The sequence below is a fragment of the Pseudomonas sp. GD04158 genome (assembly GCF_029834875.1).
Lineage (GTDB): Bacteria > Pseudomonadota > Gammaproteobacteria > Pseudomonadales > Pseudomonadaceae > Aquipseudomonas > Aquipseudomonas hydrolytica.
Genome location: NZ_JAODYT010000040.1, coordinates 20858 through 42247, shown reverse-complemented (window position 1 = coordinate 42247; position 21390 = coordinate 20858). Strand labels below are relative to the sequence as shown.

Annotated in this window: 24 protein-coding genes; 11 read left to right on the top strand and 13 right to left on the bottom strand. The window is 63.2% G+C overall.

All coding sequences use genetic code 11. The features are described 5' to 3' along the window. Positions 1-1382, bottom strand: a 1382-nt coding sequence (locus N7333_RS15620) for a glycerol-3-phosphate dehydrogenase/oxidase (RefSeq protein ID WP_279859060.1), incomplete at its 3' end; no start/stop codon positions are given. A gap of 2 nt (positions 1383-1384) precedes the next feature. Beyond that, positions 1385-2980 (bottom strand): FAD-binding oxidoreductase, encoded by a 1596-nt coding sequence (locus tag N7333_RS15615; RefSeq protein WP_129481464.1) that lies wholly within the window; start codon positions 2978-2980, stop codon positions 1385-1387. Positions 2981-3105: 125 nt separating this feature from the next. On the opposite strand from N7333_RS15615, the gene N7333_RS15610 reads away from it, so the two are divergent. Continuing rightward, on the top strand, positions 3106-4140 hold the full coding sequence (locus tag N7333_RS15610; protein WP_129481465.1) for an AraC family transcriptional regulator: 1035 nt from the start codon (positions 3106-3108) through the stop codon (positions 4138-4140). A 187-nt stretch (positions 4141-4327) separates the two neighbouring features. Here N7333_RS15610 and N7333_RS15605 read toward each other — a convergent pair whose 3' ends face one another. The 4 genes from N7333_RS15605 to N7333_RS15590 are packed head-to-tail and all read right to left on the bottom strand — an operon-like array spanning position 4328 to position 6796. After that, positions 4328-4927, bottom strand: a complete 600-nt coding sequence (locus N7333_RS15605; RefSeq protein WP_279859059.1) for a DoxX family protein — start codon at positions 4925-4927, stop codon at positions 4328-4330. Positions 4928-4932: 5 nt separating this feature from the next. Then, positions 4933-5643, bottom strand: coding sequence for a putative DNA-binding domain-containing protein (locus N7333_RS15600; protein ID WP_129481467.1), 711 nt, complete (start codon positions 5641-5643; stop codon positions 4933-4935). Then, positions 5640-6482 carry a DUF692 domain-containing protein gene (locus tag N7333_RS15595; RefSeq protein ID WP_129481468.1) on the bottom strand — a complete coding sequence of 281 codons (843 nt, stop codon included), beginning with the start codon at positions 6480-6482 and terminating at the stop codon, positions 5640-5642. Before N7333_RS15595 ends, N7333_RS15600 begins: the two co-directional genes overlap by 4 nt. A gap of 20 nt (positions 6483-6502) precedes the next feature. Continuing rightward, positions 6503-6796, bottom strand: a complete 294-nt coding sequence (locus tag N7333_RS15590; RefSeq protein WP_129481469.1) for a hypothetical protein — start codon at positions 6794-6796, stop codon at positions 6503-6505. 607 nt (positions 6797-7403) lie between these two features. On the opposite strand from N7333_RS15590, the gene N7333_RS15585 reads away from it, so the two are divergent. Beyond that, positions 7404-8204 carry a hypothetical protein gene (locus N7333_RS15585; protein ID WP_279859058.1) on the top strand — a complete coding sequence of 267 codons (801 nt, stop codon included), beginning with the start codon at positions 7404-7406 and terminating at the stop codon, positions 8202-8204. A gap of 657 nt (positions 8205-8861) precedes the next feature. On the opposite strand, the gene N7333_RS15580 is transcribed toward N7333_RS15585, so the two are convergent. From N7333_RS15580 to N7333_RS15570, 3 genes are all read right to left on the bottom strand, one after another. Continuing rightward, entirely contained in the window at positions 8862-9095 is a 234-nt protein-coding gene (locus tag N7333_RS15580; RefSeq protein ID WP_279859057.1) for a zf-HC2 domain-containing protein, read from the bottom strand. Continuing rightward, entirely contained in the window at positions 9089-9691 is a 603-nt protein-coding gene (locus N7333_RS15575; RefSeq protein ID WP_129481473.1) for an RNA polymerase sigma factor, read from the bottom strand. The genes N7333_RS15580 and N7333_RS15575 overlap by 7 nt, the downstream gene beginning before the upstream one ends. A 71-nt stretch (positions 9692-9762) precedes the next feature. Further along, the gene (locus N7333_RS15570) at positions 9763-10884 is read right to left on the bottom strand and encodes a beta-ketoacyl-ACP synthase III (RefSeq protein ID WP_129481474.1); all 1122 of its coding nucleotides are present in this window, start codon (positions 10882-10884) and stop codon (positions 9763-9765) included. A 236-nt stretch (positions 10885-11120) separates the two neighbouring features. On the opposite strand from N7333_RS15570, the gene N7333_RS15565 reads away from it, so the two are divergent. Continuing rightward, positions 11121-12731, top strand: a complete 1611-nt coding sequence (locus N7333_RS15565) for an FMN-binding glutamate synthase family protein (RefSeq protein WP_129481475.1) — start codon at positions 11121-11123, stop codon at positions 12729-12731. After that, positions 12731-13468 (top strand): transporter substrate-binding domain-containing protein, encoded by a 738-nt coding sequence (locus tag N7333_RS15560; RefSeq protein WP_012018099.1) that lies wholly within the window; start codon positions 12731-12733, stop codon positions 13466-13468. Before N7333_RS15565 ends, N7333_RS15560 begins: the two co-directional genes overlap by 1 nt. A gap of 9 nt (positions 13469-13477) precedes the next feature. Here the strand turns inward: N7333_RS15560 and N7333_RS15555 are convergent, their stop codons facing one another. Together N7333_RS15555 and pnuC are read right to left on the bottom strand one after the other, a co-directional pair. Further along, the gene (locus N7333_RS15555) at positions 13478-14518 is read right to left on the bottom strand and encodes an AAA family ATPase (protein ID WP_129481477.1); all 1041 of its coding nucleotides are present in this window, start codon (positions 14516-14518) and stop codon (positions 13478-13480) included. 1 nt (position 14519) lies between these two features. Continuing rightward, positions 14520-15086, bottom strand: coding sequence for a nicotinamide riboside transporter PnuC (gene pnuC / locus N7333_RS15550; protein WP_129481478.1), 567 nt, complete (start codon positions 15084-15086; stop codon positions 14520-14522). A gap of 142 nt (positions 15087-15228) precedes the next feature. On the opposite strand from pnuC, the gene N7333_RS15545 reads away from it, so the two are divergent. From N7333_RS15545 to N7333_RS15515, 6 genes are all read left to right on the top strand, one after another. Then, positions 15229-15981 carry a tetratricopeptide repeat protein gene (locus tag N7333_RS15545; RefSeq protein ID WP_003245337.1) on the top strand — a complete coding sequence of 251 codons (753 nt, stop codon included), beginning with the start codon at positions 15229-15231 and terminating at the stop codon, positions 15979-15981. Positions 15982-16131: 150 nt separating this feature from the next. Next, entirely contained in the window at positions 16132-16482 is a 351-nt protein-coding gene (locus N7333_RS15540) for a hypothetical protein (protein ID WP_252576675.1), read from the top strand. A gap of 34 nt (positions 16483-16516) precedes the next feature. Then, complete coding sequence (locus N7333_RS15535) at positions 16517-16972, top strand: hypothetical protein (protein ID WP_252576677.1); 456 nt, start codon at positions 16517-16519, stop codon at positions 16970-16972. A gap of 520 nt (positions 16973-17492) precedes the next feature. Further along, positions 17493-17945: a hypothetical protein gene (locus tag N7333_RS15525; RefSeq protein ID WP_003245341.1), complete on the top strand. Its 453-nt coding sequence runs from the start codon at positions 17493-17495 to the stop codon at positions 17943-17945. 192 nt (positions 17946-18137) lie between these two features. Then, positions 18138-18611 carry a hypothetical protein gene (locus N7333_RS15520; RefSeq protein WP_129481479.1) on the top strand — a complete coding sequence of 158 codons (474 nt, stop codon included), beginning with the start codon at positions 18138-18140 and terminating at the stop codon, positions 18609-18611. 53 nt (positions 18612-18664) lie between these two features. Beyond that, a complete protein-coding gene (locus N7333_RS15515; RefSeq protein WP_129481480.1) occupies positions 18665-19144 on the top strand; it encodes a DUF2247 family protein in 480 nt (159 codons plus the stop codon). A gap of 1 nt (position 19145) precedes the next feature. On the opposite strand, the gene N7333_RS15510 is transcribed toward N7333_RS15515, so the two are convergent. Beyond that, positions 19146-20390 (bottom strand): NAD(P)/FAD-dependent oxidoreductase, encoded by a 1245-nt coding sequence (locus tag N7333_RS15510; protein ID WP_252576678.1) that lies wholly within the window; start codon positions 20388-20390, stop codon positions 19146-19148. Between the two features lie 104 nt (positions 20391-20494). Next, on the bottom strand, positions 20495-20920 hold the full coding sequence (locus N7333_RS15505) for a hypothetical protein (RefSeq protein WP_003245349.1): 426 nt from the start codon (positions 20918-20920) through the stop codon (positions 20495-20497). Positions 20921-21104: 184 nt separating this feature from the next. Between N7333_RS15505 and N7333_RS15500 the strand changes: the two genes are divergently transcribed. Next, positions 21105-21371 carry a DUF2790 domain-containing protein gene (locus tag N7333_RS15500; RefSeq protein ID WP_003245351.1) on the top strand — a complete coding sequence of 89 codons (267 nt, stop codon included), beginning with the start codon at positions 21105-21107 and terminating at the stop codon, positions 21369-21371. Positions 21372-21390 lie beyond the last annotated feature (19 nt).

Here is a 21390-nt window from a genome sequence, read left to right as displayed (position 1 = left end):
AGCTCGCCCTCGGCGGCCCAGGCCAGTTCGGCCCACAGGGTGTTCGTACCCGCGACGCAATCGCCGCCCACCTCGTCGATCAGGCGCAATACCTCGCCCAGCTGGCGGCCATGGCGGCCGGCCAGACGGCGTTGCTGCGCCGGGTTCAATGCCGGCATCGGCGTCGGCGTACTCGAAGCGAAGACCGCGCCGCCCTGATCGTCCACCGCTTTGCCGACGAAGCCCGCACAGGCGCGCAGTACCTCCAGCGCCAGCAGGCGAAAAGTGGTCAGCTTGCCGCCGGCCAGGGTCACGCTGCACGGCTCGATCCATAGCGCGTGTTCGCGCTTCTCGTCCGAGGGTTTCAGCCCGGCGCTGCCATCGCCCACCACCGGGCGCACGCCGGCCCAGGTCGACAGCACATCGCCGCGTGTCACTTCGGCGCACGGAAATTGCTGGGCACAGGCGGCCAGCAGATAGTCGACCTCCTCGTTACTGATCACCGCCTCGGTGTCCAGATCGTCCGCATGATCCAGATCGGTGGTGCCGATCACCGTCGCGCCCTCCCAGGGGAAGACGAATACCGGCCGGCCATCGGCCGCATGCATAAAGCTGAAGGCATGCGCCACCGGCAGGCGCCAGCCCGGCAGCAGCAGGTGGCTGCCGCGCAGCGGGCGGATGCGGCCATTGCCGGGCTGGCGCAGGCGATCGGCCCAGGCGCCGGTGGCCTGGGCCACGGCGCGGCTGCGCAGGCGGTAGCGGTTGCCCGTCTCGATATCCTCGGCCAGCACGCCGACCACCTGCCCTGCCTCGCGCAGCAGCTCGACCACGCGCATGCCATTGAGCGCCTCTGCACCTTCGGCGCGCGCTTCGCCCAGCACGCGCTGCACCAGGCGGGCATCGTCGGTCACCGCGTCGAAGAAGCGCGTGCCACCGAGCAGACCATCTTCACTAATGCCCGGCGCCAGGTAACGCAGCTGCTGCAGCGGGTAGAACAGATGGTTGCGCTTGCCGGCCAGGGCGTCGTACAGGCTCAGCAGGCCGCCGAATACCTTGGGCCCAGGGAAGCCGCCGCGGTAATGCGGCATGACGAAACTCAGCGGCTCCACCAGCCCCGGCGCCTCACCGAGCAGGCGCTGGCGCTCGCGCACCGAGTCGCGAGTCAGCCCCAGCTGGCCCTTGGCGACGTAGCGTAGGCCACCGTGGACCATCTTCGACGAGCGACTGGAGGTACCCCAGGCAAAGTCGCGCTGCTCCAGCAGCAGGCAGCGCCAGCCGCGTCGCGCCGCCTCCCGCAGGATGCCGGCGCCGCAGATGCCGCCGCCGATCACCAGCAAGTCCCAGTCATGCGCGGCCAGCTCGGGCAGCGCACGCTCGCGCCAGCGGGCGTTCCACAGTTCCATGCTCAGTCCTGCAACAGCACGCCCGGAGCCAGGCGCTGCTCCGGGTCGAAATGCGTGGCCAGGCTGCGCAGCGTGGCCATGCCCAGCTCGCCCTTCTCTGCCGCCAGATAAGGCGCGTGGTCGCGACCGACGCCGTGCTGATGGCTGATGGTGCCGCGATTCTCGGCGATGGTGCGGCTGGCCGCTGTCTTGAGCCGCTGCCAGCGCGCCATGGCGGTGGCGTAGTCGCTGCCGGGGCGGAACACGTAGGTGGTGTAGATGCTCGAACCCTCGCCGTAGACGTGCGACAGGTGGGTAAACACGTGTACCCGCTCGCCCTCGCCGGCCAGCTCGTCACGCAGGCTGGCCTCGACCTTGTTCAACAGGTTGTCGACGTTGGACCAGTCGGTGGCGGTTTCCAGGGTGTCCACCAGGTAGCCGCGCTCCCACAGGCCGTGGCGCAGATAAGGGAAGCGGAAGCGGTTGTGCTCCCATTTCTTGCCCAGCAGGGTGCCGGTGAACACGCCGCCAAAACCTTTCAGCAGGCGCCGCGCCTGTTTCAGCGAGGCGGCGTTCTGCACCCGGCTGCCGGTGACGCCGAAGGTCAGCATGCATTTCTCGTCACGGGCGCCGCGCAGCGCCAGGTACTTCTCCAGCAGCGCGATCTGCTGCGGGTGGCCGGCCAGGGCCAGCTGGGTACGGGTTTCGATGGCGTTGGACAGGCGCAGCATGGACAGCGGCACACGCGCCTGAGCCAGACTGCGAATGGCGCTCAGCGCCTGTTGCCAGTTGGGCAGGAATACCGCATAGAAGCGCTCCTGCTCGGCCAGGCGACTGATGCGCACGCGCACCTCGGAGATCACCCCGAAGCGCCCTTCCGAACCCAGCACCAGCTCGCGCAGATCGGGGCCGGCGGCCGACGCCGGGAAGGTGGGAATCTCCAGAGTGCCGGCGAAGGTTTCCAGCTTGCCGCCGGCGAACAGTTGCTCGATGCGCCCGTAGCGCAGCGACTGCTGACCGCTGGAGCGGCTGGCGACCCAGCCGCCGAGGGTCGACAGTTCCCAGGATTGCGGGAAGTGGCCCAGCGTATAGCCGCGCGCACGCAGCTGGCTTTCCACCTGCGGGCCGTTGGCGCCAGGGCCGAAGGTGGCGATCAGGCTGTCCTCGTCGATATCCAGCAGGCGCGTCATGCGCTCCAGCGACAGGGTCAGCACCGGGCGCTGGCCGGCCTGCGGGTTGATGTGGCCGGCCACCGAGGTGCCGCCGCCATAGGGGATCAGGGTGACGTCATGCTTCTGCGCCCAGACCAGCAGCTCGCGGATCTGCTCGGCGCTTTCCGGGCAGGCGACGCCATCGGGAAACAGGCCGAACTCGCCGGAGCGCATGGCCAGCCAGTCCGGCAGGCTCTGACCGCGGGCATGGCGCACGCGCACCTCGGCATCAACGCAGATCAGCGGGTTGGGGGCCAGACGCGAGGCCGGCACACGCGCCAGCACGTCCTGCAGGCTGGCGTCGGCCAGGCGCTGCCCCGGCCCGATCAGCTCGGCGAGAAAGGCCTCGCCATGGGCCGGCAGTTCCACCTCGGTCGCTTCGTCTCCCCATCCGTTCCAGCGTCGCATCGCATCCCCCATTCCGATCAGCACTTATGGCTGCCTATACTAGCCAGCCGCCGATTTCCGTCACTGTCGAATCGGGACAGGCCATATCGCCAATCAAGACAGGCCTCGCAGAACAAGAAGAATCCATGGAAAACCTCGGCTACACCTCGGTTCCCGCCCTGCTCAAGTACCTGCGCCAGGCCGAACAGCTCGGTCTGGATATCGACCGTGCGCTGGCGGCCGCCGGCGTTCAGGCGCAGGATCTGGCCGACAACGGCAAGCGGATTCCCAGCGAGGTGCACGAACGCCTGCTGGCGCATCTGCTGGAGGTGTCCGGCGACCCGCTGTTCGGCCTGCACTCAGCACGTTTCGTGCAGCCCGGTTCGTGGAGCGTGCTCGGTTACATCGCCATGAACTGCGCCACCTTGGGTGAGGCCATGGGCCGCATCGTGCCGTACGAGAAACTGGTGGGCGACATGGGCACCAGCCGTCTCGAAGCCGCCGAGGATCACGTGCGGCTGATCTGGAGTTGTCGCCATCAGGCGCCGCAGGTGCGCCGGCACATGGTGGAGAACGTGCTCGCCTCCTGGCTGCTGTACGCACGCTGGATCGCCGACTCCGAGCATTCGCCGCGCGAAGTCTGGTTCGAGCACGCGCAACCGGCCGGCACCGAGCTGGAGGAATACCAGGCGCTGTTCGGCTGCCCGGTACTGTTCGAGCAACCCTGCAACGCCCTGCTGGTGCCGCTGGACTATCTCGGCGTGCCGCTGCGCCAGGCCGATGCCAACCTGCTGCGCACCCTGGAGGAACATGCGCTGGCGCTGATGGCCGGGCTGGACGAGGACGAGCCGCTGCCGCGACGGGTGAAGAACGCCCTGCGCCTGCTGCTCAAGGACGGCCTGCCGCGCAAGGAACGGGTGGCGGAGAAGTTCGACATGACCGTGCGCACCCTGCAGCGCCACCTGCAGCAGGCCGGCACCAGCTACCAGCAGATACTCGACGAGCTGCGCCAGGAGCTGGCCGAGCATTACCTGCTGCGCAGCGACCTGGCGATCCAGGACATCGCCTGCTACCTCGGCTTCACCGAGGCGCGCTCCTTCCACCGCAGCTTCAAGGGCTGGACCGGGCAGACGCCGGGCGAATTTCGCGAAAGCCGGCGCCGCGACAATCCGCTGGGTTAGCAGGCCGCTGAAAAACGTAGGCGAGGCAGGCAAGACAATACCGATGGCGGCCCCGCAAAAACGACCGAAAAAAGCACTGGGCCCGCACTCGGGTTTACGTGCTGTAAATGAGCATTTTGACTGGGCTCGCACGCGAGGTCGTTTTTAACGCAGTATTGCCAACGCAGGTAGTTTTTCAGTGGCCTGCTTAGCGCGGAGTTCGGAAACGTCGCGCCAGCCAGTAATCGATGCTCAACCAGCGCCCTGCCCCGCTGAAGAACAACGCCACCAGCATCACCAGGTAGGTGGCGGCGAACTCGATGCCATTGTTCAGCACCACGAACTTGCCGCTGGCGGTCAGCCAGTCGTAATTGCCGTGCTCACGCAGAATCGCCCGCGCCCGTTCGAGTTTCTCCGCCGCCGCCAGCACGCGCTCGTTGGCAAACGGCGCGGACGGGTCGGCAATCGCCTGCCAGCCATAGGGCCAGTGCACGGCGAAGATCGCCACCAGCATGGTGACGATCAGCGGGATGCTGATCCAGCGCACCGCCAGGCCGAACAGCAGCAGAATGGCGCCACCGGCCTCGGTCAGCGCCGCCGCCCAGGCCAGCAGCTCGGGAAACGGCAGGCCGAGCCCCCAATCCGGATTGCCGAACCAGGCGGCAGTGGCGTCGATGTCCTTGAGCTTCTGCGTGCCGGCCATCCAGAACACCGGCACCAGATACAGGCGCAGCAGCAGCGGGCCGAGCAAATCCAGGCGCCGGGTAGCCTCCAGCGCGTCCTGGAAGCGATTGAGCAGAGCGGTCATGGCGGTCAGTCCTCGGAATGGGGAAACCAGATATCGCGCGCCTGCCAGTCATCCAGCAGCGCGCGGGCGTTGGTGAAGTAATGCTGGTCGGCAGCCAGGCCGTGCTCGGTGGCCAGCGCCTGTAGCGCCTGCCCAGGCGGCTCGCCGGCCTGCAGACGCAACGCCAGCTGATAGGCGAACGGCGCCAGCTGCATGAAGCGCACCTGATCTTGGCGATCACGCCAGACCAGCAGGCAGGTCGGCTCGTCTGGCGCCTGAGTGGGGCAGTGATCGGCACCGACCCTCTGCACCGGCCAGCGATAGGCCAGCGGCCAGGCCAATGGCGACCAGCCGCGCTCGGGCAACTGCGCATCGCTGACATCCAGCGCCAGCTCGACCCACTCGTAATGGGCCAGCTCCAGCATGAACGCAGGGTCGTCAGGCTCGGCGCGATAGCCCTGCTGCAGCCAGGCAATGAACTCCTGACTGATCTCGAGAAAGTACGGCGTGCTCGCCCGATGCTCGGCGAAGAACGCGCGCAGCAACCCCTGCCAGCGCTCGACGCCGAGAACCCCGCGCAGCACCGGAAAGGCGCCGCCCACCAAGCTCGCGACATTGTTGAAAAACAGCTCCTCGTAGACCGCCATACGCTCGGCGGTGATGCCCGGCAGCAAAGACTGCGCCTCAGGCTGGCGAATACGTGCAGCGAAGTCGCGCTGTTGCTGAACGCCGCTCATGTGCCGTACCTGCTCAGCGGTCGCACGGCCTGTTGCAGGCCGCGGATATGCGCCAGCTCGGCATACAGCTCGGCCAGCGGCGGGAAGTTGAAGTCGCGCTCCAGTAGCGTCGGGCGCACGCCATGCTGCGCGTAGGCGCTGCTCAGCAGTGCCCACACCGGGTCGATCACCGGCGCACCGTGGGTGTCGATCTTCAGGTCTGCCGCCTGGTCGTAATGACCGGCGACATGCAGATAGGCGATGCGCTCACTCGGCATCGCAGCGATGTAGGCTTCGGCATCGAAGCCGAAGTTCAGGCTGTTGACGTAGACGTTGTTGACGTCCAGCAACAACTGGCAGTCGGCACGTTCCAGCACCGCTCGAACAAAATCCGCTTCGTCCAGCTCACCGGGCAGGCGCGCATAGGCCGAGACGTTCTCGATGATCAGCGGCCGCTCCAGCACGTCCTGCGCGATGCGCACGCGTTCGGCGATGCGCGCCACCGATTCCTCGGAAAACGGTAGCGGCATCAGGTCATATAGCTGGCCATCGTCGGCGCAGGCCGACAAATGTTCGCTGTACGCCAGCACGCCGTGCTCGTCGAGAAAGCCCTTGATGGCGTGCAGTAGTTCCAGATTCAGCGGCGCGAAGCCGCCGAGGTTGAGGGACAGACCATGGCACAGCAACGGCCGGCGCTCGCTCAGGGCGCGCAACTGCTTGCCCAGCCGCCCCCCGACACCGATCCAGTTCTCCGGCGCCACTTCGAGAAAGTCGGCGCCGCTGGCGTCATCGCCGATCAGCTCGGCGAGCAGCCCGCGACGCAGGCCGAGACCGGCGCCGGTGAGGTGTGCGAGGTGCATGATCCGTCCTCCCCTTGCCCTTACTCGCTCTTCTCGCCGCCGCACTTGCCTTCGCCGCATTTACCCTCGGCGTCGGCCTTCTTCTCGCCGCCACACTTGCCCTCGCCGCACTTGCCCTCTGCGTCGCCTTTCATCTCGCCACCGCATTTGCCTTCGCCACAGGAACCTTCCTGCGCCTTCTCGGCAGCGGCCAGGCTGTAGCCGCTGGCCAGCTCCTGCGCAGCGAAGGGGTTGCTGGCGGCGTGGGCAGTGAAGGCCACGGAAGTCAGCAGCGCAGCGCCCAGGGTGGCAGTCAGGGTATTGAGTTGTTTCATGGCATCTCTCCATCGGTTTCGAATGCGGGGCCGGATTGGCGCCCTCGCAGCAATGGACGAGGCAGAGATGCGGGCGTTACAGGGCAGGTTGGAATTTTTCGTAGCCCGGATGAAATCCGGGGGCGCTTTGCCCGCTACCAGTCGCGGCTACGACTGCATGGATGCAGGAGGTAGAGCGAAGCAGGATGCCAGAGCCGAAAGCCCCTCCCACAGGCACAGGAACATTCACCGCGCCGTGGGAGGCGCTTCAGCGGCGAGGCTTTTGATAGCTAGGAGCCCGAACGGCAATCGAAAGCGGTGAATGAAAAAAGCGCCATCCACACTACGCGATGCAGCTCAGCGTCGACCGTTGATTTCGGCACACTCTCTGGCGTGACTTGCACCTTCCGAGTGCCTTTGTGTATACCTATCCAGTAGTAATGAAAGCGTGAAATGTGGAGGTCAAGCGAATACGCGCTGGCGCATGCTTCACACTCTAAGTCTTTGAAAGTTTTAAGTTTCTCTTAAATTAAAGCTACCATTTTTTCGGAGTTATACCACCTTCCATGCTATTGGATTAGTACGGAAGACTATCTAATCACTGTTAACCCTCTCAGAGATTCGAAATATGAATCGAGCAGTAGCGTTCATTGATGTTCTAGGCTTTAAGCAGATGATTGGAGAGCACTCTGCTCTAGAACTCGGCGAGAAATATAAGAAAGCCATTAGATATGCTCTAGAGAAATATTCTGTAAATGTCGACTTTTCGAAAGAGCCTGCTATTTTTCCCGAAATGAATGGCGACGATGAATATTGCATTAGTTATGTTTTCTCAGACTCTATTATTCTCGCCTCATTCGATGACACTGAGGAAAGCTGTCTTAAACTTTTGATTTTCGTCTATAAGCTAGCAAGGACTATGATCGCTCAAGGCTTCCTTGTGCGCGGCGGTGTTTCTTATGGAGATATGTTCATTGATTTAGAGGATAGCGTGTTTGTAGGTACGGCTCTCACTCAAGCGTATGAACTAGAAATGGCACAAGAATGGGCTGGCATAACCATCCATGACAACCTTTCAAAAGCGTTCCCAAATATATTTAACGGCACGCGCGAGTTTGCGGGCTATTTGAATTGTTTGTTTGTTAAGTATCCTGTCCCCATGAAACGTGGTGAAGTTAAGGAGCTATATACAGTCAATTGGCGCTGGAATTTGGTGGTTCAGAAAGGAACGAAGTCATTGCTGGGCTCCCCAAAAGAGTGGGGAGCTAAAACAAAGATCGACAATACTTTACAGTACGCAAAGTTTATACGAACAGCCCCATTGGCCTATCCAGTTGATGGAGCTAGCTGTCCAATAGAAATTAGAGCCATGTATGTTGCTGAAGGGCCTCCAGGAGAGAAAATGCCAGGGCATGGCGATGAATTCTAGGGTTAACAAGCAGCTGCAGCGGACCAATTTACGCTGCGTTTCAATTGCCCACTGAGCTGGGCGTTATGCCTCAAGGGAAATTTGCAAAAAATGGGGACAGATTTATTTACGGCACAGCGCCACTAGCCTAAAAATAAATCTGCCCCCCTTTCAAGCATTGCCGCTTAGCAGAGTCTGTACGAAAATCCGCACAGACCACGTTAGAGACCAAACATGGACAGGCGTCAGTCCTTAAACACAAGACATGACAGTGACAATCAGCGTAGAAGATGGTGAGTCAATTGAGGTTGCATTACGCAAGCTCAAGAAGAAGGTAGAGCACGAGACAGATCGGCGCTGGCACAAGCGAAGATTTGGTTATTACGAAAAACCATCCATATTGAAGCGCAAGGCAAAAAAGATGAAAGCGCTTTCAATACAGTCAGGTGGTAATTTGTAGTTGAAAATTGGCCTTAAGGAACAATTTTCTAAAAGCGGTAAATTAGCGGCGGGGCGCTAGCAAGTGGCCCGGAAAGCCACCGCAAACGGTGGATGAAAAAGCGTCGGCTACGCGCCCCGATCCACCCTCGGCAGTGCCCACCTGGGTGGGCGACGCCATAGCTTTCAACAAAACGCGGCACCCGGAATAAACATCCGAAAAACCAACAACGCTCTCGCTCACCCCTGATTACGCCGATCCCGCGCCAGGCGCTCGGCCAGGGCGTCGAGTTCGGGTAACTCCTCCTCCGGCATCTGCCGGATCACCGCCTGGGTCAGTTTCATCTGGCGGATGAAACGCCGGCAGTTGCCGCACATGGCCAGGTGGGCGCGTACGGCCAGACGTTGACGCAGCGTCAGTTGGCCGTCGAGATAATCGCTGGAGTGAGCGACCAGTTCCTTGCAGGTCAGCATTGGCCTGTCTCCTCGAAATGTTCCAGGGTGGCGAAGACTTTCAGGCGTGCACGGTGCAGCAGCACACGGGCATTGGAGAGGGAGATGTCGAGAAGATTACAGATCGCCTCCAACTCCAGCCCCTGACGCTCACGCAGCACCAGCACGCTGGCCTGCAACTCGGACAGGCTGGCCAGGGTGTGTTCAAGGCACTGGCGCAGTTCGTCCTCGGTGAGCAGGGCTTCGGGGCTGTCCTGATGCCAGGCATGTGGCGCCAACAGCCAGTGACCGTCATCGGCGAAACGCTCGTCGCCGACCGTCCCATGCGGCGCAGCCAGGTCGTCGAGCAGTACCTCGCGGCGGTTGTGCTTGAGTCGGGTCTTGGCGGTGTTGGCGGTGATGGTCAGCAGCCAGGTCTTGAGGCTGGCGCGGCCTTGAAAACCTGCCAGGTTGCGCACCACGGCGAACCAGGCATCCTGCACCACCTCATCGGCATGGCGGCTGCCGACGATGGCGTAGGCCACCGCCCGCATCGCACCCTGATAGCGAGCCACCAGCTCGCGATAGGCCTTCTGCTCGCCGGCGAGCAGGCGCCCCAAGAGATCGGAATCGGACATGGAACTCCCGTAGGTCAGGCCTGCGCACGAAGCCGAACGCCCCGTGCACGTCAGGCATTCCTACAGAGAGTTCAACGCTTGCGCAAAATTACACTGCCGATGGAATAACCGGCACCGAAGGAGCTTAGAACACCCAGGCTGCCGGCGGGCAGGTCGTCCTGATGCTTGTGCAGGGCGATCACCGAGCCGGCCGAACTGGTGTTGGCGTAGGTGTCGAGAATCACCGGCGCCTCGTGCGGCTCGGCGTCGCGACCGAGCAGTTTGCGGGCGATCAGCAGGTTCATGTTGAGGTTGGCCTGGTGCAGCCAGAAGCGCTTCACATCTGCCACGTTGAGCTGGTTTTCCGCCAGGTGCGCGGCGATCAGCTCGGCGACCATCGGGCAGACGTCCTTGAACACCTTGCGGCCTTCCTGCACGAACAGCTTGTCGCGCGCGCCAATGCCCTCTTCCGCGGCGCGGTTGAGGAAGCCGAAGTTGTTGCGGATGTTGTTGGAGAACTGGGTCAGCAGCTTGGTGCCGACCACGTCGAACTGGTGCTTGGAGCTAGCCAGGTCGGCACGCTCGATGATCACTGCGGTGGCGGCGTCGCCGAAGATGAAGTGGCTGTCGCGGTCGCGGAAGTTGAGGTGGCCGGTGCAGATTTCCGGGTTGACCATGAGGATGGCGCGGGCCTGCCCGGTGGCGATGGCGTTGGCCGCGGCCTGGATGCCGAAGGTGGCCGAGGAGCAGGCCACGTTCATGTCGTAGCCCCAGCCGTCGATGCCCAGTGCGGCCTGCACTTCGATGGCCACCGCCGGATAGGCGCGCTGCAGGTTCGAGCAGGCGACGATCACCCCATCGATGTCGGCGACGGTCTTGCCGGCGCGCTGCAGCGCTTCCTTGGCGGCGCCCACGGCCATTTCACAGAGGATGCCCCACTCGTCGTTGGAACGCTCGGGGATACGCGGCACCATGCGCTGCGGGTCGAGAATGCCGTCCTTGTCGATGACGAAGCGGCTCTTGATGCCCGACGCCTTTTCGATGAAGCCCGTGCTGGATTCGCTCAGCGCCTCGACCTCGCCGCGGGCGATGGCCTCGGCGTTGTCGGCGTTGAACTGCTGCACGTAGGCATTGAAGGACGCCACCAGCTCGTCGTTGGAAATGCTGTTGGCCGGAGTGTAGAGGCCGGTACCACTGATCACGACGTTATGCACGCTCATTCCTCTTCTTGGCCGCTGGCGGCCTCAGGCAGTAGGCCGGCGACAATCGCGCAGGCCGAAAATCGGGGGACTTGGGCCAAGCTCTTACGATGGTTGGCTCCGGGCCACTGAGTGTGCCACAGGGCGCAGCGGTTCGTCCTCAGCCCTTAATAGTGTCTGACTGGACATAACCTGACCACATATAGCCGTTTGGTCTAAAGTGCTATTCTGATCCGCATTCAGGAGCCCGTATGAACCTCTCGCTACTCAGCCGCTACGCGTTCTTCGTCTTCTGTGTGCTGTTCACCCTGGTCAGCCTGCCCTTTCTCCATCATCAATGGCTGTGGCCGTTCGCCTTGCTCACTGGCGCGCTCAGCCTGATCGGTATCGGCGACCTGCTGCAGAAACGTCAGGCGGTCAGGCGCAACTACCCGATCCTGGGCAATATCCGTTACCTGGTCGAAGGCATCCGCCCGGAGATTCGCCAGTATCTGCTCGAAGGCGACGCCGAGCAGCTGCCCTTCTCCCGCGCCCAGCGCTCGCTGGTCTACGCCCGCGCCAAGAACGAGGGCGCCGACAAGCCCTTCGGCACCCTCAGCGACGTGTACCAGAACGGCTTCGAATTCATCAGCCACTCCATGCGTCCGGCGCCGCTGAGCGACCCGTGCAGCTTTCGCGTGGAGATCGGCGGGCCGCAGTGCAGCCAGCCGTACTCGGCATCGCTGTTCAACATTTCGGCGATGAGCTTCGGCTCGCTCAGCGCCAACGCCATCCGCGCCCTGAACCAGGGCGCCAAGCTAGGCGAGTTCTATCACGACACCGGCGAGGGCAGCATCAGCCCCTACCACCGCGAGCACGGCGGCGATCTGGTGTGGGAACTGGGCAGCGGCTATTTCGGCTGCCGCGCCTCGGACGGCCGCTTCGACCCCGAGCGCTTCGCCGGCCAGGCGGCCAGCCCGCAAGTGAAGATGATCGAGATCAAGCTCAGCCAGGGTGCCAAACCGGGCCATGGCGGCATCCTGCCCAGGCACAAGGTCACCGAGGAAATCGCCAGCACCCGTGGCGTGCCCATGGGTGAGGATTGCATCTCGCCCTCGCGCCATAGCGCCTTCTCCACTCCCATCGAGCTGCTGCAGTTCATCGCCCAGCTGCGCGAGCTGTCCGGCGGCAAGCCGGTGGGCTTCAAGTTCTGCCTGGGCCATCCCTGGGAGTTCATGGGCATCGTCAAGGCCATGCTGGAGACCGGCATCCTGCCCGACTTCATCGTCGTCGACGGCAAGGAGGGCGGCACCGGTGCAGCGCCGCTGGAATTCACCGATCACCTCGGCGTGCCGCTGCGCGAAGGTTTGCTGTTCGTGCACAACACCCTGGTCGGCAGCAACCTGCGCGACAAGATCAAGCTCGGCGCCAGCGGCAAGATCGTCAGCGCCTTCGACATCGCCCGCGTGCTGGCCATCGGCGCCGACTGGGCCAACTCGGCACGCGGCTTCATGTTCGCCATCGGCTGCATCCAGAGCCAAAGCTGCCACACCAACAAGTGCCCCACCGGCGTGGCGACACAGGACCCATTGCGCCAGCGCGCTCTGGTGGTCGAGGACAAGGCCCAGCGCGTCTACAACTTCCACCGCAACACACTCAAGGCGCTGGCCGAGATGCTCGCCGCTGCCGGCTTGGACCACCCCTCGCAGATCGATGCCAAGCACCTGGTGCAGCGCCTGTCGGCCACCGAGATCAAGCTGTTCGCCCAGCAGCACGTGTTCCTCGCACCGGGCGAACTGCTCGGCGGCCAGATCGAGGGCGAGTTCTACGAGCGCATGTGGCGCATGGCCCGCGCCGACAGTTTCGAGCCGGCGCCGGCCTGATGCGCATGCGCCTGCTGCCGTTCGCGGTACTGTGCTTGCTCAGCCTGGCGGCCACCGCGCAGGAACAACGCCCGCTGCGCTTCTCGGTAACCGAGGGCTGGGCCATGCCGATGATCCGCATCGAAGATGGCCGCGCCACGTCCGGCATTCTCTACGACCTGCAGACGCGTCTGGCGGAAAAGGTCGGCCGCCGCGCCGAACTGCTGGTGATGCCGCGCCTGCGCGTACAGCGTCTGCTGGCCAGGGGCGAAATCGACGTGCGCTGCTACGTCAACCCGAGCTGGCTCAGCGAACCGCACCATCAGTACACCTGGAGCCAGCCGTTCATGGTGCAGCGCGACCTGATCGTCGGGCGCCACGACGAAGCCGACATCAGCCTGGCGCAGCTGCCCGGCGAGCGCCTGGGTACCGTGCTGGGGTTCAGCTACCCGCACCTGGACGCCCTGTTCGCCAGCGGCCAGGTGCAGCGCGAAGATGCCCGCACGCAGGAGCTGGTACTGGAGAAGCTGGAGGCCGGGCGCTATCGCTACGCGGTCAGCAACGAGCTGACCCTGGCCTGGTTCAACCGCGACCTGCCGGAGGAAAAACGCCTGCGTGCACTGGCCGAGCTCAGCGCCGATGCGCTTTCCTGCCTCGTGCGCGATGCGCCGGACGTGCCCACCCAGGCGCTGCTGCGAGCCCTGGTACAGATGAAGGAGGATGGCGAGCTCGACGCCATTCTCTCCCGTTATCGCTGAAACACGGGACTAGCTCGCCGGGCTCCTGCCCAGGTGCCGCAGCACCTGTTCGAGGCGCTGCATCGGCGACCCCGTCAGGCGCGTGAAAGGCCATCCGCGCCGCTGCAGCTCCTGTTCGTACCACTGGTTCTGCCGACGGCGGAACGTCTCGTCGCGCCGCGTACCGTCCTGCACGAAGGGAAAGTCGTCGGCGCACAGGAACAGATGCTGGTAATGCCGCTCGGCCAGGCGCTCCAGCTCGGGCTCGGCACGGCCGAACAGCTCGCGGCAGTAGAACAGCGTGGTCAGCGGCGTGGTGTCGCATACCAGATAACGCCGGCACTGCCCGGCCAGGCTCTGCTCCCGGTTGACCTGGGTGCGGCCGATGCGCAGCAGATCCTCATAGGCCAGCACACCGCCCTGCTCTTCCCACAGTTCTCGGCCATATTCGGCGGCATGCCGCGTCCCCAGCGTCTCGGCCAACGCCAGGGCGAGGCTGCTCTTGCCAGTGGACTCACCACCAAGCAGAGCGATGCGCTCGACGAAATCGCCGTAGACCTGCGGTGCCAGATACTGGCGCAGGCCGTGGATGTCGGCGCGCAGTCGCGTACCGGACACCGGCACCTGAATGCGCGCGCGGTCGATCTCGACATGCTGCACCGGCCGCCCGAAACAGCGCGCCAAATGCGCAGCGAAACCATCGCCATAGGCCTCGCTGGTAAAGACTGCATCCACCGGCTGGCCCAACTCGGCCAGGCAGAACGCGGCGACGAACTGGCGCTGTACGGCGTCGGGCTCCTGCTCATCAGGTAGGTCCGGTAACTGCAGGCCCTGAGCGCGCCGCTGCTCGACCCATTCAGGCGTGACCACCCAACTGGCCAGTTCGGGAAAACGCAGCCGCAACCAGGCTGCACGTCGCTCGGGTTCGCAGCCCGGCAGCTCCGGCCGCGCCCAGCTGAGCAGAAACAGCTGCTCGCACTGCGCCTGCGCCTGGCGGATCAGCCATTCGTGCCCCAGATGCAGCGGCGCGAACTTGCCCACCACCAGCCCACGGGCGAATCGCTTGCTCATCTCAGGCCGCCTGCGCGTTCAGTTCACGGCGCCAGCGATACAGGCCGTACCAGGCATTGCACCAGAACAGCAGGTAGATGAAGGCGGTCAGGTACAGCTCACGCGAGGCGAACAATGGCACTGCCAGGGTGTTGACCAGTAGCCAGCCGTACCAGGTCTCCAGCTTGCGGCGCATCAGCAGCAATTGCGCCAGCACGCTGAAGGTCAGCACCAGGGAATCGATAAAGGGCGCGTAGGCGTCGGTGAAATGAAGCAGCAAGGCCCCGTAGGCCAGCGCCACCAGCACCGCCAAACCAAGCGCCAGGGCCAGCCCCCGCCAGGCCGTACGGCTGATCGGCATGGGGTCACCGTCGCGTCCACGCAACCAGCTCCACCAGCCCAGCAGACTGGTGGCGATGAAAAAGCCCTGCAAGGTCACGTCCGCATACAGCTGCACGCTGAAAAACAGCCAGCCGAACAGCGCACAACCGACCAGCCCGACCGCCCAGGTATGCACGGAGTTGCGCGCCGCCAGCAGCACCGAAACCAGGTAGAAGAGGTTGGCGAAAATCTCCAGCGACGACGGCATGCACGCATCCTTATGAACATGGAATCCGCCGCGCAGCCTATCACGTGATGTGCGCCACAGCCGTGCACGCATCACCTGACAAGGGCGCGCGCTCCATGCTCTGATAGGTGCCCCATTGCACTCCAAAGGACTGGACCGCACCATGCCCCTGCTCGCCCTGCTGGTCATCGCCTGCCAAGTCACCTGTGGCCTCCACGTGGTGCGCAGTGGTCAGGAACGCTACTGGCTATACCTGATCATCGCACTGCCTGGTCTCGGTTGCCTGATCTACTTCCTCGGCATCATGCTGCCCGACCTGCTTGGCAGCCGGCGCGGCCGAAAGGCATTGAACCGACTGCACGACAGCATCGACCCCGAGCGTCATCTGCGCGCCCTGCGCGACGAACTGGAAATCCGCGACACACGCGATACCCGCGTCAACCTGGCCGATGAGCTGCTGCGCATGGGCCAGGCCGAAGAGGCCGCCAAGCACTATCAAATCGCCCTGCGCGGAATTCACAGCGACGCACCCGACATCCTCCTCGGCCTGGCCCGAGCACGCTTCGCCCTGGGCGATTTTGCCGGCTGTCAGGCGAGCCTCGATCAACTGATCGCCCACAACCCCGACTTCCGCTCCAGCGACGGCCACCTGCTGTATGCCCGCGCGCTAGAAGGCCAGGGCAACGAGCTCAAGGCCGAAGAGGAATACCGCGCCCTCGGCAGCTACTGCGCCAGCCCCGAGGCCAATTACCGCTATGCCCTGCTGCTGCGCCGGATGGGACGCCAGCGCGAGGCCGTGGATCTGCTGCAGCAGATCCACACCCACGCCCGCCGCTCCGCCCGGCACTATCGAGTTCTACACAAGGAGTGGCTGGACCTCAGCCAGAAAGCGCTGCTCGAGCTGCAGCGCGGCTGAACCGCCACGCCATTTTTTGCGTGCATGTATCACAAAAAGCAAAGCCGGCCCGCCACTGCGCAAGACTTTGCGCATGGGTCCTTGGTTAGCATCGGCCGTTGACGATCGACCCTGCCGGCATATCGCTGGCTGCAGCATGGATGCACGACGATGAGCGGCTACGTCCCCAACAATCGCAACGAACGCCCCGCACCGACGCCGGCGCCCTACAACGGCGACTTCCACAGACAAGCACCGCGCCCGCTGGAAGGCACCGCCGCCCAGAGCAGCAGTTGCCTGGTCGGGCTGCGCTTCGTCTGGGACAACGGCGAATGCCTTGGCGCCAACCTGCCCTACAGCCTCACCCCGGCCGGCGGCAGCCCCGTGCGCGGCAGCCTGGACGCCCGAAGCAGCCTGATTCAGACCATTCAGGGCAGAGAATACGAGGCGCAACTACTCGCCGATACCGATGTGAACAGCGACATCGCCAGCGCGCGCCGAACTGCAGGCAGCGCTGGATGAAATCCTTGCCGCGGAACGCGCAGAAGCAGCTCGGTTGCAGGCCATTCAGGATCAGCGCAGCGCCCTCTCCAATTACCTGCATCGACAACTGGCCGTAGGCAATGGCTTCTTACTCGGCGCCTGGGGTCTGCTCAGGACCGCCAAGGAATTCTCCGATCTGGTCAATCCCTTCACCACCTTCTCCAATGCCCTGCGCAGCGCCTGGCAGGCGCGCGCCAGCGAGGGAGAAACCTGGCTGGCCGCGTACAATCGCCAGTTCAGCGCCGAGCAACATCGGGAGCTGGTGGAGGCACTGGGCTTCGACCCGAGCAGCATCACCCGTGAGCAACTGGCCGAAACCTACGAACTGGCCTGTTTCACTACGAAGACGGCCCCAGCAAGGCCATGCTCGGCCGCTTCGCCGTCGACTATGCCAAGGCACAGAACGTCGAGGAGGTCGCCGAGTTCAGCGGCGGCGCACTGTTCGAAATCGTGCTTGCCGCCCTGCTGATCGTCTTTACCGGCGGCATCGGCCTGGCCGCGCGTGGTGCGGCATCGGTAAGCTATCTGGACAAGCTTGCACGTCTGGGCAATGCCTTCAGACGCCTGGGCGCGGCGCTGAAACGGGCAAGGATCAGACGAGGTGGCAGGGCGAGAGGTAGCGGGACTGGGGCACGAACGGTTGAGGTGGAAAGGCCGAGGGACGTGCTACCGGGCACGCTTGCCCCTATGGATGGCTCCGACATTAGAGGCTCCCCGAGGAAGGGCAGGAACAAGCCTCCCGAGCCACTACCCGAAGCTGAAGGAAGGCCGCATTCGATCATTGAGAGACCGGGCAGGGACGGCCAATACACGACTCATAACGGTGATGGAACCTGGAAGCAATACCGTGGATCTGGACAGGACCACGGTGGAATACCCCGCCCCAACGTAAAGGAGGCCGGGAAAAACACGACGCCGGACGGGCGCGAAATAATCGACAAGGGCAGAGTGCGCCCTGCTCGCCCAGATGAAATCCCACGAGGTTAGCCATGCATGACCACAAGCCTTTCAGCCTTGCAGACTTTCAACGGGCCAATGGCAATAAGAAGCTCTCCGAAATGGATTACGTGCAAGCTGTTTACGCAACGACCCCCTTGCACTTCGACTTTCTGATCAGCTACGCGCGGCTATTCTCGCCCGAGATAAAGGTGGTCGACGGCAGGGCGTTCATCCTTGAGCTCTTCGACAGTGAACGCCATCAGGAACTCATGGCAGCCACTCAGGATGCTGATCATGCCCAGTACTGGATGAACCTTTTGGAAATAACGGGCCTGTTCGATGAGTTGACGACCGAGCAAGCGACAGAACTGGCCAAGATTATTGCAGCATGCTGGAACAGAACCCTGCTTGCCGGACATGAAAGCTCATGCGGAGAGGCCCGATATATTGCCGATCCGGATAGCGGCGAAGTATTCATCACTATCACGAAGCAATCCCTCTAGAACGCAAATTGGATGATGAGCTCGCTCGGGCTCTCGCTTCAGTGCGCCCACCTATATCCAACCGTTGCGCGCCGCCAAAATTGCTGACCGCATGCTGGCAGCCGAAATGGTTGAAAAACCTCAAAGAGGGCGGAATTCAGATAAACAATAGCAAGCCGCTAAAGCTTAAATTCTCAAAACTGGAAATGCTTAATGAGCACAGCTGAACACCCTGAGCTTAAAGTTCAAGACTGGCTACGCGTGTTCTGCTACGACAGTTATTGCGCGGATGCCATGACCAGCGGGCTGACAAGCAGCAAGGGCACTACTTTGCGTTGGCAGCTAGCCGTAGACACCCTCTATCGCCTCCTCGCCAGCGACCTCCTCTATATCCCTGCGTTGAAAGCTGACGACTCATCAACGCAAAAATCCGCTGCACTCGATTACATAAAATCACTTGCCCGCCATGACCCTTTCAGCTCGGACATCGAGGAAACCTCACATTGGTACCTCTGGGATATCAGTGCCACTGACAGATGCCATAGCCTTATCGAGAAGTATGGAGTTCGTGATCTCCCTCAAGGGGAGCTAAGTCAGGGGCTTGCCGCAGCGCTCCACGGCCTGTTTGCTGAAAACCAGGTTGCCTGGAGTGACCAGCCGCTGATCGCCATAAACACGGGTCAATGATATCTGCGCACGCTCTTCACAGCTGATAGAGCAACACCGGTGCAAATCTAGTAATGAACGATTATTTTCCCGAGCTTGCTAAGCGCAACCTGGTTGACTGGCCGACCCTGGCGATCGGTTTGAATAACGGCTGGATAAACAAGGACGCCGTCTCCGAGCATGCCTTCAGGCTACTGTCTGCCGGTCAGCAGGACAGTGATATTTCCGTTCTGGCCGGCAGCGATGCCCTGAGCGATGATGAAGTAGTCGCCGTGCTGGCAACCCTGTGCAAGAAAGAGGGTATCGATCTTCAGGAAAAACGGTCGCATGTTCTGGAGAAATGGCGGCTAGCCATGCTCTCGGATCTGCAACATGCCTCGCTTGCCGATGAGGACAAGATCGAACGGTTGCAGGAGCTCTATGCAGAGTTCGGCTACCCGGACGATATGGCCTCATGCAGCATCTACGGGCAAAACGATGTCGATCCGATCGATGCGCTACCTCAAGTCGTCGCTGCTCTGGAACAGCGCTTTGCCAGCGACAGCGGCAGGTAGGCTACTCCCACGCCTCCCGCTCCCCCTTCCAGGCATGCAGCTCGCGCTGCTGCGCACCCGGCCACAACCAGCCGCTGCGCGCGCCAACCAGGGTGCTGACCGCATGCTGGCGGCCGAAGCGGTTGTGGCGGGCAAGTGTCAGGGCGATATCGCGTAGCACCGCCAGGGTGTTGCTGTGGGATTGGAACAGCGGCGTCAACAAACGGCTGGCCTGGCGGTAGTACCGCAGGTGATCGCGGCGGGCATCGCCGTAGCGGGTGAAGGTGGCGTTCCAGTCCAGTGTCTGCTGCGTGGCGTCAGCGGCCTCGCCCAGGGCATCGGCCAGCGCGGCGGCATCCACCAGGGCCATGTTGGCACCCTGCCCCAGTTGCGGGCTCATGGCGTGGGCGCAATCGCCGATGGCCAACACACGGCCAGCGTGCCAGCGCTGCATGCGCACATCGGCATAGGCCGCCAGGGTCAGCTGTTGCGGGTCATCGATGCGCTGCAGATAGGCCTCCGCCGCCTCGCCAGCCAGACGGCGCACGCGGGTTTTCCAGGCATCCAGGCCGGCCTGGCGCCAGGCCTCGTGCTCGCTCAAGGGCAGGCTCCAGAACAGACTGGTCAGAGGCAGGTCGCGAGCCTGGTGGGTACTGCCGGTGGGCATCAGCCCGAACATTTCCCGGCAGCCGCGGTACCACTGGCGCAATTCGCCGGTCTCGGTGGATGCCGCGGTCGGCAGCATGCTCCAGAGCGCGCCCCAGGGATAGGGCCGCGACCACTGGCGTACCGGCATCTGCGCGCGCAATGCCGAACGCGTGCCATCGGCCAGGATCAATGCGGCGAAATCCCCCAGGGGTTGGTCCTGACTCAGCAGGCGGATATGACTGCTGGCCTGCTCGAAGCGGCTGACGTTGACGCCGGTTTCCACCTGCACACCGGCACGCTGCGCGGCATTGAGCAGCGCCGTCATCAGCACGCCGCGGTGAATGCCCAGGCCGAAACTGCCCGGCTGCCAGTCGTGATAACGGGTATCGAGGATCACCCGTCCCTGGCAGCTGGTGCCATACAGGCGGCTGACCGGCGCGCCCAGGGCAGTGCATTCGGCGAGCAGCCCCAGCCGTTGCAGCACGGCCAGACCGGAGGGTTGCAGGAGAATGCCGGCGCCCACCGGCTGCAGCCGTTCGACGCGCTCCAGCAGGCGCACCGCATGGCCCTGGCGGGCGAGGAAAATCGCAGCGGCCAGGCCGGCGGTTCCGGCTCCCACTATGGCTATCGGCAATCCGTTCAAAACTGCTCTCCCTGACTCGAGGCGGCAGATACTACCCGCATCGCCTGCGAGACTGCTTGATGCGCCGCGCAAGTCAGCCGTCAGCGCCCATCCGGCAGGATGTCGAAGCCCCCACGATTCTGGCTGACGATACGCAGGTGATGGGTTTCCCCGGCCTTCACCGGCACCGCCACTTCGCGCAGCAGGCGGCCCATGCCGCAGAGGGTGTCGTCCATGCGGTCCGGGGTGATGCCCACCACGCGGGTGCCAGGCGGTACCTGGAAGGTTGCGACCTCACCGACGCCGATACGCGCGGCGACCTTGCGATCCACTTCGATGGCCACGTAGCAGCCGCCGCCCATCATGCCGAAGTCGCGATTGACCACGATCTGCGCGCCGTTGGCCTGGGTTTGCTGAAACGCCAGCAGGCGCTCTTGCGGGACGGGACGAATGTTCTCCGGATCACCTCGAAAGGAGGAGCAACCGGCCAACAGCAACAACGGCAACGCGATGAGGATCGAACGCATGAAGCCCTCCATGGGCGGGTGAATGCCGCCTGAGTATTGGTGCAGCCAGGCGTTCGGGCAAGGTATCGATGACAGCGATCTTCGGTAACACAAGCATCGATTTCTACGGCGAAGCGACGAATGTTTTCATCTCTCTCGACCCCAGCGCCAACCTTCCAGGCGCCCCAGATCGGAGATTATCAAGATGAAATTCGCAGCCCTCAACGCCACCGTTCTCGCCGTATTCGCCCCCCTGGCCTTCGCCAGCGAAAAGGCGCCTGCCCACTCCAAGGTGGAAGTTCAGGAATACCAGTACGGCATGCAGCTGGACATCGACCAGGTCCTGCAGCGCACCGACAACAGCCGCAAGAGCGGCGTGGTGCCCAGCGTCATGGTCTACCGTGACAGCCAGGGCGAAGTGCACGCCGTACGCTTCATGGAATGGGGCGGGCTGAGCAGCCAGAACGGTTGAGCCGCACGCTGAGCAATGC